11 protein-coding genes are annotated in these 15252 nt (G+C 42.5%); 8 read left to right on the plus strand and 3 right to left on the minus strand.

The annotated features are described in order from the left end of the window. Positions 1 to 4 precede the first annotated feature (4 nt). From recF to D0907_RS00250, 5 genes are all read left to right on the plus strand, one after another. On the plus strand, positions 5 to 1099 hold the full coding sequence (gene recF / locus D0907_RS00230; RefSeq protein WP_065978278.1) for a DNA replication/repair protein RecF: 1095 nt from the start codon (positions 5 to 7) through the stop codon (positions 1097 to 1099). 12 nt (positions 1100 to 1111) lie between these two features. Continuing rightward, positions 1112 to 3538 carry a DNA topoisomerase (ATP-hydrolyzing) subunit B gene (gene gyrB, locus D0907_RS00235; RefSeq protein WP_036973684.1) on the plus strand — a complete coding sequence of 809 codons (2427 nt, stop codon included), beginning with the start codon at positions 1112 to 1114 and terminating at the stop codon, positions 3536 to 3538. 142 nt (positions 3539 to 3680) lie between these two features. Then, positions 3681 to 4580: a glycine--tRNA ligase subunit alpha gene (gene glyQ, locus D0907_RS00240; RefSeq protein WP_036973766.1), complete on the plus strand. Its 900-nt coding sequence runs from the start codon at positions 3681 to 3683 to the stop codon at positions 4578 to 4580. Positions 4581 to 4588: 8 nt separating this feature from the next. Continuing rightward, on the plus strand, positions 4589 to 6658 hold the full coding sequence (glyS, locus tag D0907_RS00245; RefSeq protein ID WP_036973683.1) for a glycine--tRNA ligase subunit beta: 2070 nt from the start codon (positions 4589 to 4591) through the stop codon (positions 6656 to 6658). Positions 6659 to 6719: 61 nt separating this feature from the next. After that, entirely contained in the window at positions 6720 to 7169 is a 450-nt protein-coding gene (locus D0907_RS00250; RefSeq protein WP_036973682.1) for an early set domain-containing protein, read from the plus strand. A 174-nt stretch (positions 7170 to 7343) separates the two neighbouring features. On the opposite strand, the gene tusA is transcribed toward D0907_RS00250, so the two are convergent. From tusA to fadB, 3 genes are all read right to left on the minus strand, one after another. Further along, positions 7344 to 7583, minus strand: a complete 240-nt coding sequence (tusA, locus tag D0907_RS00255; RefSeq protein ID WP_036973681.1) for a sulfurtransferase TusA — start codon at positions 7581 to 7583, stop codon at positions 7344 to 7346. A 155-nt stretch (positions 7584 to 7738) separates the two neighbouring features. Then, the gene (gene fadA, locus D0907_RS00260; RefSeq protein ID WP_036973680.1) at positions 7739 to 8905 is read right to left on the minus strand and encodes an acetyl-CoA C-acyltransferase FadA; all 1167 of its coding nucleotides are present in this window, start codon (positions 8903 to 8905) and stop codon (positions 7739 to 7741) included. Between the two features lie 4 nt (positions 8906 to 8909). Then, on the minus strand, positions 8910 to 11069 hold the full coding sequence (gene fadB / locus D0907_RS00265; RefSeq protein ID WP_118843867.1) for a fatty acid oxidation complex subunit alpha FadB: 2160 nt from the start codon (positions 11067 to 11069) through the stop codon (positions 8910 to 8912). A gap of 194 nt (positions 11070 to 11263) precedes the next feature. Here fadB and D0907_RS00270 point away from each other — a divergent pair, with 194 nt between their 5' ends. The 3 genes from D0907_RS00270 (at position 11264) to D0907_RS00280 (ending at position 15246) form a co-directional block, all read left to right on the plus strand. Further along, complete coding sequence (locus D0907_RS00270; RefSeq protein ID WP_118843868.1) at positions 11264 to 13150, plus strand: transglycosylase SLT domain-containing protein; 1887 nt, start codon at positions 11264 to 11266, stop codon at positions 13148 to 13150. Positions 13151 to 13248: 98 nt separating this feature from the next. After that, positions 13249 to 14571 carry a Xaa-Pro dipeptidase gene (pepQ, locus tag D0907_RS00275; RefSeq protein ID WP_036973676.1) on the plus strand — a complete coding sequence of 441 codons (1323 nt, stop codon included), beginning with the start codon at positions 13249 to 13251 and terminating at the stop codon, positions 14569 to 14571. 57 nt (positions 14572 to 14628) lie between these two features. Next, a complete protein-coding gene (locus tag D0907_RS00280) occupies positions 14629 to 15246 on the plus strand; it encodes a YigZ family protein (protein WP_036973675.1) in 618 nt (205 codons plus the stop codon). Positions 15247 to 15252 lie beyond the last annotated feature (6 nt).

A 15252-nucleotide genomic window follows, 5' to 3' on the forward strand; every position in this document is an offset into this window, starting at 1 on the left:
TTTTATGAGTTTAAGTCATTTAAGCCTCAATAATTTTCGTAATATTGAGGCGCTGACACTTGAGCCGATAAATGGAATTAATATTATTTATGGCGAAAATGGCAGCGGAAAAACCAGCCTTTTAGAGGCTATTTATTTCCTTTCACATGGTAAATCATTTCGAACCGCCAAGCATAAAAGTATCATTCAACATCAGCAAGACAAGTTTGTTATTCATGGTCGTAAGGCATTACATGACTTGTCGATTCCGATTGGTATAAGTAAAAACCAAGCGGGTGAAACATCATTAAAGATCCAGGGTAAAACGAGTCGAAAGATCTCAGAGTTGGCGCAGCTAATTCCTGTGCAAGTGATTACACCTGAAAGCTATTCTTTATTTTTCGGTGGACCAAAAGAGCGTAGAAAATTTTTAGATTTAGGATTGTTCCACGTGGAACATGACTTTTTTTATTTATGGCAATCATTCAATAAAGTATTAAAACAACGTAATGCATTGCTGAAGAGTAAACCTAGGAATTATTTCGAGCAGATCAAGTTTTGGGACAAAGAATTTGTTAGACTAGCAGAACAAATAAATAATTTAAGAATCGCGTATATAAGTAGGTTTAAGCAGCAATTTTTTGATAAAATGTGTGCAGAATTAACGCTTATACGCGATTTAGAAATTAGCTTTAACGCGGGTTGGAAAGAGAGCGAATCGCTCTCAGAGGCTCTTGAACAGAGCTTTGAACGTGATGCCAAACAGGGTTTCACAAGCAAAGGCCCGCATAAAGCTGATTTTAGTTTTAGCGTTTCTGGTAATAGTGTGGAAAATACATTTTCACGCGGTCAATTGAAGCTCTTGCTTTATGCGTTGAAAGTAACGCAAAATAGCTTAATTGAATCAGAAACTGATAAGCAATCTATATTGCTAATAGATGACTTACCTTCGGAGTTAGGTGAAGATACAAAGGAAAAAGTGGGTCAGCTTTTATCGCATTGCGATTCACAACTTTTTATCTCATCTATTTTATCTGAAAGTATTTCTGCTGTGGTGGAACCCATGCAACGAGAACTAAAAATGTTCCACGTGAAACATGGCAACCTAATAACAAGATAAGTGGGATTAACCATGTCTGAGAATTACGATTCGTCGAGTATTAAAGTACTTAAAGGATTAGACGCAGTAAGAAAGCGTCCTGGAATGTATATAGGGGACACCGATGACGGTACAGGCTTACACCATATGGTGTTTGAGGTTGTTGATAACTCTATCGATGAAGCCTTAGCTGGTCATTGTGATGATATTTATGTAACGATTCACTTAGACGGTTCAGTCTCTGTAAGAGATAACGGTCGTGGTATTCCTACTTCAATCCATGAAGAAGAAGGTGTATCAGCTGCTGAAGTTATCATGACGGTACTTCATGCTGGTGGTAAATTTGATGATAACTCTTATAAAGTATCGGGCGGTTTACACGGTGTAGGTGTTTCTGTTGTAAATGCTTTATCGGAAAAGCTAAAGTTAACTATCCGTCGCGAAGGTAAACTTCATCAACAAACGTATACAATGGGTGTGCCAGATGCACCATTAGCTGTTATTGGTGACGCGACTGATACAGGCACTGAATTACGTTTCTGGCCAAGCGGTGAAACATTCACTGACCTAAACTTCCACTACGATATTTTAGCGAAGCGTTTACGTGAGCTGTCTTTCTTGAATTCGGGCGTAAGTATTATTCTTACCGATGAGCGTGAAGAAGCGAAAAAAGACCATTTTAAATACGAAGGGGGTATTCAAGCCTTTGTTGAGTATTTAAATCGCAACAAAACACCTGTTCATAAAAGTGTTTTCCACTTTACGCATGAGCGTGAAGAAGACGGCATTAATGTTGAAGTGTCTATGCAATGGAACGATGGTTTCCAAGAGAGCATCTACTGTTTCACAAATAACATTCCACAACGTGATGGTGGTACGCACTTAGCTGGCTTTAGAGCTGCACTTACGCGTACACTAAACAATTACATGGAAAAAGAAGGCTTTAATAAAAAAGCTAAAACAACAAGCAACGCCACGGGTGATGATGCTCGTGAAGGTTTAACAGCCGTTGTGAGTGTTAAAGTTCCTGATCCAAAGTTCTCATCACAAACGAAAGATAAATTAGTATCAAGCGAAGTTAAATCTGCTGTAGAACAAGCCATGGCAGAAAAACTAACAGAGTTTTTATTAGAAAACCCTGTTGATGCTAAAACTGTTGTTGGCAAAATTATTGATGCAGCACGAGCGCGTGAAGCCGCGCGTAAAGCACGTGAAATGACTCGTCGTAAAGGCGCTATGGATTTAGCTGGTTTACCGGGTAAGTTAGCAGACTGCCAAGAAAAAGATCCTGCACTTTCTGAATTATACATAGTGGAGGGTGACTCTGCGGGTGGTTCAGCTAAGCAGGGTCGTAATCGTAAAAACCAAGCAATCTTGCCATTGAAAGGTAAAATATTAAACGTTGAAAAAGCACGTTTTGATAAAATGCTATCTTCGCAAGAAGTTGCGACTCTTATTACCGCATTAGGATGTGGTATTGGCCGTGACGAATACAATCCAGAAAAACTGCGCTACCACCGTATCATTATCATGACCGATGCGGACGTGGATGGTTCTCACATTCGTACACTATTACTTACTTTCTTCTACCGTCAAATGCCAGAGATTGTAGAACGTGGTTATATTTATATTGCACAACCACCACTTTATAAAGTGAAAAAAGGTAAGCAAGAGCGTTATATAAAAGACGACCCAGCACTTGTTGATTACTTAACATCATTGGCGTTAAATAACGCTGCGCTATACACAAGTGAGGGTGCAACCGCACTCGAAGGTGAAGCATTAGAGTCAATTGTTCACGATTATCAAAACACGGTAAAAGTGATTGAGCGCTTAAAACGTAAATACCCGAACACGGTTATGGAACGTTTAATCTATCAAAGTGAGTTAAAAGAAGCTGACCTTGCAGATGAAGCGAAAGTAAAAGAGTGGACTAACATATTAGTTGACGACTTAATTGCTCGCGATGAAGATGCGACTATTTTCCATGCTGGAACAGAACATGATGCTGAGCGTAATTTATATTACCCTGTAGTGAATATTCGTCAGCACGGCGTAGATAAAGCACACGTATTAAACTACGACTTCATTACTTCACGTGATTATAAGCGTATCGCTGTAACAGGTGTAAACATTGCTAATATCCTTGAAGAAGGCGCCTATATTCAACGTGGAGAAAAAACAATTCCAGTTGATAACTTTGTCGATGCATTAGAGTGGTTAATCAGTGAGTCTAAACGTGGCTTGTATATCCAGCGCTATAAAGGACTGGGCGAGATGAACCCAGATCAGTTATGGGAAACAACCATGGATCCTAGTGCTCGTCGTATGTTGAAAGTAACAATTGAAGATGCCGTTGCTGCTGACCAATTATTCGCAACATTAATGGGCGACCAAGTTGAGCCGCGTCGTGAGTTTATTGAAACGAACGCGCTACGTGTAGTAAACCTAGACGTATAAGCTAAAACACATGATGAAGAAAGGAGCCTATTGGCTCCTTTTTTTATTGCTGAAAAAGCACAAACTGCTTAAAACCTTACTGCACACAAGGTATACTGAGAGCAATTTTCAGACTAAACGCACCAGATACTATAAGCCAAATATGCAAAAATATGACGTTAAAACCTTTCAAGGTTTGATCCTGGCTTTACAGGACTATTGGGCACAGCAAGGCTGTGTGATTGCTCAACCACTCGATATGGAAGTGGGAGCAGGGACATTTCATCCGTTAACTTTCTTAAAGTCTATTGGCCCAGAGCCAATGTCGAGCGCGTATGTTCAACCATGCCGTCGCCCAACTGATGGTCGTTATGGTGAGAACCCAAACCGCTTACAACATTACTACCAATTCCAAGTGGTATTAAAGCCATCACCAGAAAACATTCAAGAGCTCTACTTAGGCTCGTTAGCTGCTGTGGGAATTGATACGCTAACTGATGAAGTGCGCTTCGTAGAAGACAACTGGGAATCACCTACACTGGGTGCATGGGGTCTTGGTTGGGAAATCTGGTTAAACGGCATGGAAGTGACTCAGTTCACTTATTTCCAACAAGTAGGTGGCCTTGAGTGTTCTCCAGTAACAGGTGAAATTACTTATGGTCTTGAGCGTTTAGCGATGTATATTCAGGGCGTAGATAGTATCTATGACCTAGTATGGGCAGATGGTCCAATGGGCCGTGTTACATACGGTGATGTATTCCATCAAAATGAAGTTGAGCAATCAGCGTATAACTTCGAACAAGCTGACGTTGCATTCTTATTCTCTCAATTTGATCACTGCGAAAAAGAAAGTCAAAAGCTAATTGAAGCTGGCTTACCGCTACCTGCTTACGAGCAAGTAATGAAAGCGTCACACGCGTTTAACTTATTAGATGCGCGCCACGCTATCTCAGTAACCGAACGTCAACGTTATATCTTACGTGTACGTGCTTTATCTAAAGCGTGCGCACAGAGTTACTATGATGCACGTGAAGCACTTGGTTTCCCGCTTTGTAAGGATTAAGAATTAGCATGTCAGCAGAAAATTTATTAGTAGAAATTGGCACTGAAGAATTGCCACCAAAAGCACTTCGTAAACTTGCTGAGTCGTTTGCTGAAAACTTAACAGCAGAGCTTGCAAGTTTAGAGCTAGCTCATCAAGGCGTAAATTGGTATGCCTCACCGCGCCGTTTAGGTTTACGCGTTACAGCACTTGAAGCAAAACAAAGTGACAAGGTTGTAGAAAAACGTGGTCCTGCTGTTGCGGCAGCATTTGATGCCGATGGCAACCCAACCAAAGCAGCAATGGGTTGGGCACGTGGTTGTGGTATTGATGTAAGCGACGCCGAAACCATTGAAACAGACAAAGGGGCATGGCTACTTCATAAAGCACACGTTGAAGGCCAAGCAACCACCGCGCTAATGAGTGATGCGGTAAACAAAGCGCTTGCTAAATTACCGATCCCGAAACCAATGCGTTGGGGCGCGAATAAAACGCAATTTATTCGCCCTGTACATACGGCAACGATTTTATTTGGTAATACACTAATCGAAGGTGAAATCCTTGGTAAGCAAGTAGGTAACCAACTACAAGGTCACCGATTCCACCACCCAGAAAAGGTCACTATCAATCACGCTGACGAAGTATTTGATGTACTAAAATCTGCGTATGTCGTGGCTGACTTCGAAGCGCGTAAAGCACAAATTCGTGAACAAATTGAAGCTGCAGCGGCTGCTGTCAACGCAAAAGTTGCGATGGATGAAGACTTGCTTGAAGAAGTAACGTCACTTGTTGAATGGCCAGTAACGCTAACAGCAACCTTCGAAGAAGCCTTTTTAGATGTACCCGCTGAAGCGCTTATCTACACCATGAAGGATGATCAAAAATACTTCCCACTACTAGATCAAGAAGGCAACTTACTTAACAAGTTCCTGTTTGTTTCTAATATTGAAAGTAAAGATCCAAGTGTGGTTATTGCCGGTAACGAAAAGGTGGTTCGTCCACGTTTAGCCGATGCACAGTTCTTCTTTGAAACCGATAAAAAGAAAACACTTGAGAGCCGTTTAGAATCATTAGACACGGTATTATTCCAAAAGCAACTTGGTACACTTAAAGACAAGTCAGAGCGTATTAGTGAACTTGCTGGTTACATTGCTGAGCAGTTAGGTGCTGATGCAGAACTTGCAAAACGTGCTGGTCTTTTAAGTAAAACAGATTTAATGACTGAAATGGTCATGGAGTTTACTGACGTACAAGGTGTAATGGGTATGCATTACGCACGTCACGATGGTGAGGCCGAAGAAGTTGCACTGGCGCAAAATGAGCAATATATGCCACGTTTTGCAGGCGACAACCTACCAACGAATGTAATTAGTTGTGCTGTTGCTATTGCTGATAAATTCGACACGCTAGTGGGTATTTTTGGCATTGGCCAAGCACCGAAAGGTGACAAAGACCCATTTGCACTTCGCCGTGCAGCCATTGGTGCGTTGCGTATCATGGTTGAAAAGTCACTACCACTGGACATTCTAGACCTTGTTGCTAAATCACAAAGCTTGTTTGGTGAAAAGCTAACAAACCTAAATGTTTCAACGGATGTGTTTGAGTTTATGCTAGGTCGCTTCCGTGCATGGTATCAAGATGAAGGGATTGAGGTTGATGTTATTCAAGCTGTACTCGCGCGTCGTCCAACTAAACCGGTTGACTTCGATCGCCGTGTTAAAGCCGTGAGTCACTTCCGTACGCTAGACGCAGCAGAAGCGCTTGCAGCCGCAAATAAACGTGTTAGTAATATCTTGGCTAAAAACGATATTACAACGCAAGGTGATGTAAATGAGAGCCTATTAAGTGATGACGCAGAAAAAGTACTCGCGTCTCATGTTGCTAAGTTCTCTGTGGAGCTTGCACCACTTTATGCTAACGGCGATTATCAAGAAGCGTTATCACAACTAGCGGGTATCCGTGAGAGTGTCGATAACTTCTTTGATAATGTCATGGTAATGGCCGATGACGACGCGGTTAAGCAAAACCGTTTAGCATTATTAAGCCAGTTAAGCCGCCTGTTTTTAGATATTGCTGATATTTCTGTGTTGCAGAAGTAAGTAATACACACGTTAATAAAAGCCAGCTCAGTGCTGGCTTTTTTGTAAAAGAGGAACAGTTATGAAACGTATACTAACTTTAGCTTTGGCTGGTTTATTAACGGCATGTTCTAGCCAAATTCAAATGCCGAATATCGATGATATTCTGCCCAGTAAAGACTTAGACCGTACCATGTATTTACGGGGTGACTTTACCTTGTGGGATGCAGAACCTCAGTACCAATTTTACCAAGTTGCTCCGGGGATTTTTCAAACGGATGTGAAGTTTTCTACACCTGGCAAAGTGTATGAGTTTAAAGTCGCCGATGCTGATTTCAGTCAAGGCTATAACTGTGGTTTCAGTGATACCGACCCAGCAGGTCAAGCACTCATTTTAGGTGAGGCTGCAAGCGCCGATTGCAACACAATCTATAACTACTTCAGCTTTAAACCTGCGGCAAAAGGGGTTTATGTAGTGAGTTTTGATTACCGAAATAGCAATCAACCAAAAGTAACAGTCACGAAAAAATAACGCTAAGAGTTGAGTGACGCTAAGTGTTGAGTGGGCGATTTATTATTTACTTCAAAGTTGACAAAGCCCACTCTGATTTTATTTTTTAGCTCGTAGCTCGTAGCTCGTAGCTCGTAGCTCGTAGCTCGTAGCTCGTAGCTCGTAGCTCGTAGCTCGTAGCTCGTAGCTCGTAGCCTACAATCCTTTCTTCACCAAGTATCGATACGGTGCTTGCTCTACCTCTTTCGCCACGAGAGTGTGATCCATAAAGGTACAAAAGCTGGGGATGTCGCGGGTGGTTGATGGGTCATCAGCGATGATAAGTAAAGTCTCGCCATCTTTCATTTTGCGCACAGCACCACGCACCATCATCACCGGTTCTGGACAACGAAGGCCAAGTGCATCTAATTGGTGATCGGGATTATCAAAGCTCATGGCAGACCTATAAAATGAAAGTAACGAATAGTAAGGGGCTATTTTAGCTTTCAATCACTACTGGTTTCAATAACCGAATTCAAAGCAAATAAAAAAGGTGTACTGTGCGTGACAGTACACCTTTTTATCACCAAGATGTTCGGCTAATGAGCGTGTTATTCAACGCGCTCAAATACAGTTGCAATACCTTGGCCTAGACCAATACACATGGTTGCTAAACCGTATTTTGCATTCTTGTCTTCCATTAGGTGAACAAGCGTTGTGCTGATACGAGAGCCTGAACAACCAAGTGGGTGACCAAGCGCGATTGCACCACCATTAAGGTTCACTTTTTCATCTACTACATCCATCAGACCGAGGTCTTTTAATACCGGTAGTGATTGTGCTGCAAACGCTTCGTTAAGCTCAGCAACATCGATATCATCAATTGTGATACCCGCTTGTTTAAGCGCTTTTTGTGATGCTGGAACTGGGCCGTAACCCATAATAGAAGGATCGCAACCTGCAACCGCCATTGATTTAATGCGCGCACGAATAGGTAAACCAAGTTCTTTGGCTTTTTCTTCGCTCATTACCAGCATGGCTGATGCACCGTCAGACAGTGCAGATGAAGTACCTGCTGTTACGCTACCTGATGCAGGGTTGAACACAGGACGAAGCTGAGATAAACCTTCAACTGTTGTCTCTGGGCGAATTACTTCATCGTCTTCAACAAGAATTAATGAACCGTCTGCGTCGTGACCTTCCATCGGTAGGATCTCGCGACGGAAACGACCTTCAACAGTCGCAGCGTGTGCGCGTTGGTGTGAGCGGTAAGCAAACTCATCTTGCTGCTGACGGCTAATGCCGTGAAGCGTTGCAAGGTACTCAGCTGTTAAGCCCATAACACCAGCAGCTTGTGCAACAGACGTTGATAAACCAGGGTGGAAATCATTACCGTGAGTCATCGGTACATGACCCATATGCTCAACACCCCCGATGATATAAGTATCACCCGCACCCGTCATAATAGCGCGTGCCGCATCGTGCAATGCTTGCATTGATGAGCCACATAAACGGTTAACCGTTACTGCAGGTACTGAGTGTGGGATACCGGCTAATAATGCTGCGTTACGGGCAATGTTAAAACCTTGCTCGAGAGTTTGCTGCACACAACCCCAGTAAATATCATCAATCGATGCTGGGTCTACGGCTGGGTTACGCTCTAACAAACCTTTCATTAAGTGAGCACTTAAATCTTCCGCACGTTTATGTTTGAATACGCCGTTTTTTGAACGGCCCATTGGTGTGCGGATACAATCTACGATTACTGGATTATTCATGTTCTTATCCTTCCACCTTATAGAATACACGGCCTTCTTCGGCCCATTTGCGAGTTTCATCTGATACTTGGTAAATCGCACCTAGGTGAGCATATTTGTCTGCTGTTGCAACAAAGTTTGCTAAACCAGTTTGATCTAAGTAACGGAATGCACCGCCTCTAAATGGAGGGAAACCAATACCGTAAATGAGCGCCATATCTGCTTCTTGCGGCGACGCTACAATACCTTCTTGAAGACAAAGTAGTACTTCGTTGATCATCGGTACCATACAACGGTCAATGATTTCTTGCTTGTCGAAGTCTTTAGGTGCATCGGTAATAGCACTTAAAAGTTCAACCGCTTTTGCATCGTGTGCCTTTTTCAAGCGACCACGGCGGTCTGGTGCATATTGGTAAAAACCAGCCCCATTTTTCTGACCAAAACGTTTTTCATTAGCAAATACAGAAACGGGATCTTTCTCTTGGCGAGCCATTCGCTCAGGGAAACCATCAGCCATAACGCCAGTACAGTGGTAAGCCGTATCAATACCCACAACATCAAGCAGATATGCAGGACCCATTGGCCAGCCAAACACGTTTTCCATTACTTTATCGACTTTGGCGAAATCAGCGCCTTCAACAACAAGTTTGCTGAAGCCTGCAAAGTAAGGGAACAATACGCGGTTAACAAAGAAACCTGGGCAGTCGTTTACAACAATAGGTGATTTACCTAGTTTTAAGGCGTAATCAACCACTGCATTGATTGTTGCTTCTGATGTCTTTTCACCACGGATGATTTCGACAAGTGGCATTTTTGGCACTGGGTTAAAGAAGTGCATGCCACAGAAGTTTTCTGGTTTTTCAAGCGCTGAGGCTAACTCATCTATACGAATAGTTGATGTGTTTGACGTTAAAATAGTGCCCTCTGGTAGGTCTTTTTCAAGGCCCGATAAAACAGCTTGTTTTACCTTAGGGTTTTCAACAACGGCTTCAACTACAATATCAACACCTTGAAGGTCAGCATCGTTTAACGTTGGTTTGATTTTACCTAACGTGGCAACCATCTTGTCCATTGCCATGTGGCCACGTTGTACTTTTTTGCCAAGTAATTTAGAGGCTTCGCCCATACCTAAATCAAGCGCATCTTGATTAATGTCTTTCATGACAATCGGCGTGCCTTTATAAGCAGACTGGTATGCAATACCGCCACCCATAATACCTGCGCCTAATACAGCCGCTTGTTTAATTTTAAGCTCGCTGTTTTTGGCTTGTTTCTTCGCTTTACCTTTGATGTATTGGTCGGCTAAGAAAATACCTGTTTGTGCAGCAGCTTCGCTCGTTGCGGCAAGTTTGGCAAAGTTCGTGTTCTCAATTGCCATCGCTTCGGCACGTTCACAGTTTGCCGCTGCTTTAATGGTTTTTACAGCCATAACAGGTGCTGGGTAGTGACCTTTAGTCTGACCCATTACCATGCCTTCGGCCATTGCAAAGCTCATACCTTGCTCAACACGGTTCATTTTCAGTGGTTGTAATTTTACTTGTCGTTTTGCTTGCCAATCTAGCTTGCCAGAAATAGCTTGCTCAAGTGTTGCAATACTTGACTCTAAAAGTTTGTCAGTACTAACTACCGCATCAAATGCACCTACTTTGAGTGCATCATTCGCGCGGTTTTCTTTGCCTGTCGTGATCCATGTCATCGCATTATCAGCGCCAATCAGGCGTGGAAGACGAACAGTGCCACCAAAACCAGGCATAATGCCTAATTTTACTTCAGGAAGGCCAATTTTAGCCTCAGTACTAGCAACGCGGTAATCGGTAGCAAGTGCCCACTCACACCCGCCGCCAAGCGCCATGCCGTTTACAGCACTTAACGTTGGGAAAGGTAAATCTTCAATTGCGTCAAAAACGTCTGTTGCATTTTTGATCCATGCAACCAATTCTTCTTGAGGTTTAGTGAAAGTCGGTAAAAATTCGAAGATGTCGGCGCCGATAATAAAGTGATCTTTATCGCTGGTGAACACCATGCCTTTGATATCTGAGTTTGCTGCTAATTCTTTTAATGCCGAAGCGCAATCTTGCAAGGTTTGCTGAGAAAGTTTGTTTACTGAGCCATCAGCACAGAACTTAAACTCGGCGATGTTGTCCTTGATGAAAGCAACTTCAAATGAATCGCTTTTATATAACATTATTATTCTCCCTAGTTTATTAACTAAGACTGGTACGATGAGTTTGCATTTCAATCAGTGTGCTTGCTTTAAAATAAAAATGCAACGAAAAATTTACTGCGCTTTATCGCGATTGGTTAAAATATAGCTGGTTTGCTGCTAAGGTGTAGGGGAAGTTTTTATTATTAATTCTTTAATTTTTGTTAAAGGCCATCATGAAAAAACAATTTCTTGGTTGGACGGCTGCCGCATTACTTTTTCCTTTTTTTGCAGCTGGTGCCAACGATAAACATGACGCTTTTTTAAAAGCTGAAAAAAAGGCGCGGTACGGTAACTATGAAGACATGAAAAAGGTGACAGGGGAGCTTGATCATCCCTTAAAACCTTATGTCGAAAAAGCCTATTGGCAGCGTAACCCAAGTCTGCAACACCAAACTGAAATCGAAAACTATTTAAACGTCTATCAAAATACGCCACTTGAATGGCCTGTTCGAAAAGCGTGGCTTGAATACCTAAAGAAGCAGAATAAAAAAGCGGCGTATATTCGTAATTATCGTGAAACCAGCAATAATGAGCTGACGTGTCCCTATTTAAGCTTTCAATTAGATTTAGGGGCACCTGAAAATGCCATCATGAATCAAGTAAGCGACTTATGGGTGGTCGGTAAATCGCAGCCTAAAGAGTGCGATAGCTTATTTTCGCTGTGGAAGAAAAAGGGGTACCAAACTCCTGATCGCGTATGGCAACGAGTCACACTGGCCGCAGAAGGCGGTACGTCGAGTTTATTGCCTTATTTAAAAACCTTATTACCCGAACATGAGCAATATTTAGCTGACTTATATTTAAAAGTTCGCAAAGACCCGAGCGCGTCTGCTGGACTTTACCGCTATAAGAAAAAATCAGCCAAAGAAGGGCAAATTGCGTTGTATGGCGTAAGACGTTTGGTGTGGCGCGACAAAGAACTCGCGCTTAGAGCGTGGGAAAAGATTGAAAAAATGTTCTCCTACACTGACGAGCAAAAGGCTGATGTGTATTACAATTTTGCACTATCTTTAGCATCTAGTGGTCACAAAGAAGCTCGCTTTTGGCTAAATAAGGTGCCGAAAGACCGCCAAACTAGCAAGCTTATGCAGTGGCAATTAGCAAACATGCTTGAGCTACAAGACTGGTCTGGCATTGTGGCTTTTTTTACCGGCAAAGAAAATTTAACGCTAGGGCAGCAATACTGGTTAGCTTATAGCTTGAATCAGCGTGGTGAAGTAGAGCGCGCGCGACAAATTTGGCAAACAGTGGCCAAAGAGCGTGATTACTATGGTTTTCTTGCGTCTGCGCGATTAGGTATACCTGTTAGTTTAAATAATAAAGAGCTGAATATTAGCGATAAACTCAAGCTTGAGGTTGCGAATGCGCCAGGCTTTAAGCGTGCCCGTGCTTTGTACGAATTAGATCGTTTTACTGCAGCTCGTCGCGAATGGAATTATTTAACCGATACCTCAACCAAAGAAGAAAAACTGGCAGCATCAATGCTTGCAGCAGATCTTGATTGGTACGACAGCACTATTTATACCTTGGCACAAATTAAAGAATGGGATTACGTTGATTTACGTTTTCCGTTCGCGTTTCGAAACTTGTTCGAAAACTACAGTAACCGTAGTCATATCGATGTTGCATGGAGTATTGCCATTTCTCGCCGTGAAAGCTCGTTTGCGCCAGATGCTCGTTCACATGCGAATGCTCATGGCTTAATGCAGTTATTACCTAGCACAGCCAAATATATGAATAAAAGCACGGTGTCACGTAGTGTACTTTATCAGCCTCGTACTAATATTCGTCTTGGTAGTGAATACCTGAAGTATTTGAAGAAGAAAAATCATGGTAATGAAATTTTAGCGACGGCCTCTTACAATGCTGGCTATCATCGCATTAAGCGCTGGCTACCAGAGCAAGCAATGCCTGCTGAGTTGTGGATTGAACTGATCCCCTTCACTGAAACACGTAACTACGTTAAAAATGTGTTCGCTTACAGGCAGGTATATCACACCCGCCTTGGTCGAGATGGTAATGTACTTGCGCCCATTCTCGATATGAAAATGGGTGGCTAAATTAAAATACAAACGAGGCTCATATCCCCCTCAGTTGGGGGTTATGGCCGACTATGATAGACTGCAAGTAAGTTAAATTTACTAGAGATGGGTTTACTATGGATAAATTAGCGGTGTTATATGCCGAACATATTGCAACCTTGCAACAGCGTACTCGTACTATTACAGAACGTGAGGGTTTAGAAGGGCTCGTAATTCACTCAGGCCAAGCTAAGCGTCAGTTCTTAGATGACATGTATTATCCGTTTAAAGTGAATCCGCAATTTAAAGCTTGGTTACCTGTTATTGATAATCCGCATTGTTGGATTGTCGTCGACGGTGCATCTAAGCCGAAGCTAATTTTTTATCGTCCAGTGGATTTTTGGCATAAAGTGCCTGATGAGCCGCGTGATTTTTGGGCTGAGTATTTTGATATTGAGCTTTTAGTACAACCTGATCAGGTTGAAAAACTACTCCCTTATGATAAAGCAAATTATGCATATATCGGTGAGTACTTAGAGGTCGCACAAGCGCTGGGTTTCAGCATTATGAATCCTGAGCCAGTGATGAACTACTTACATTTCCATCGAGCTTATAAAACGCAGTACGAACTTGAGTGTCTTCGCCAAGCGAACCGTATCGCTGTAGAGGGTCATAAAGCGGCGCGTGATACGTTCTTTAATGGTGGTTCTGAGTTTGATATTCAGCACGCTTATCTAATGGCTACACGCCAAAGTGAAAACGAGATGCCTTACGGAAATATCGTTGCACTGAATGAAAATTGCGCCATTTTACATTACACGCATTTCGAGCCAACTGCGCCTCATACACATCACTCATTTTTAATTGATGCAGGTGCAAACTTTAACGGCTATGCTGCGGATATTACTCGTACCTATGATTTTAAAAAGTCAGGTGAGTTTAGCGATCTCATTCAGGTTATGACTGAGCATCAAATTGCCTTAGGTAAGGCATTGAAACCCGGTCTCTTATACGGCGAGTTACATTTAGAGTGTCACCAACGTGTCGCACAAGTACTGAGTGATTTTAATATTGTAAAATTACCAGCTGCTGACATTGTTGAACGCGGTATTACTTCAACGTTTTTCCCTCATGGATTGGGTCATCACCTTGGCTTACAAGTTCATGATATGGGTGGTTTTATGGCTGACGAATCAGGGACGCACCAAGCTCCGCCTGAAGGTCATCCATTCCTTCGTTGCACACGTTTAATTGAGAAGAACCAAGTATTTACGATTGAGCCTGGTTTATACTTCATCGATTCATTATTGGGCGACCTTGCTCAAACCGATAATAAACAGTTTATTAACTGGGAAAAAGTTGAAGAATTTAAGCCATTTGGCGGTATCCGAATTGAAGATAATATTATCGTTCATGAAGACAGTCTCGAAAATATGACCCGTGATCTACACTTAGATTAACGGCGAGCAAAATAGAGTATAGGGGCCACATGGCCCCATTTTTTTAGATAAAACATTATGCCTGAATATCAATACCCGGCCGAACCGGTTTTTTATCAAGAAGAAATAAAGAAAAGTACATTTATAGTGCACATTGCGCACACTCCTGATCTCGCGTGTGCAAAAGCGTTTATTAAAGAAATACAAGATAAATACAGTGACGCGCGTCATAACTGCTGGGCACATGTTGCAGGAAACCCTGGCGGGAGTCATGTTTATGGCTTTTCGGATGATGGTGAGCCCAATGGTACGGCGGGTAAACCCATGCTTAATGTGCTGACAGGTTCAGGTATCGGTGAAATTACTGCGGTAGTAACACGCTACTTTGGAGGAATTAAGCTTGGTACGGGGGGACTTGTGCGCGCATACGGTGGCAGTTTAAATAACGCTATGCGCGAGCTAAAAACTGTGACTAAAGTACCGAGTGTTGAACTTATAGGGCAAAGTGACTATAGCGCACAAGGTGCAATTGAGCAGTTACTAAAAAGCCAATATCAGGTGTTAAAAATAGACAAGCAATTTGCCGAGAACATTACTTGGCACATTACCATTGATAGCCGCCAAGCAGAGCAGGCAATCACTGATGTACACGAACTTACTCATGGCGCCGTTGAGCTAAAAATGGGAAAAGGATGAGTAAGG

This window comes from Pseudoalteromonas lipolytica, from assembly GCF_003515105.1.
Taxonomy (GTDB): Bacteria; Pseudomonadota; Gammaproteobacteria; order Enterobacterales; family Alteromonadaceae; genus Pseudoalteromonas; species Pseudoalteromonas lipolytica.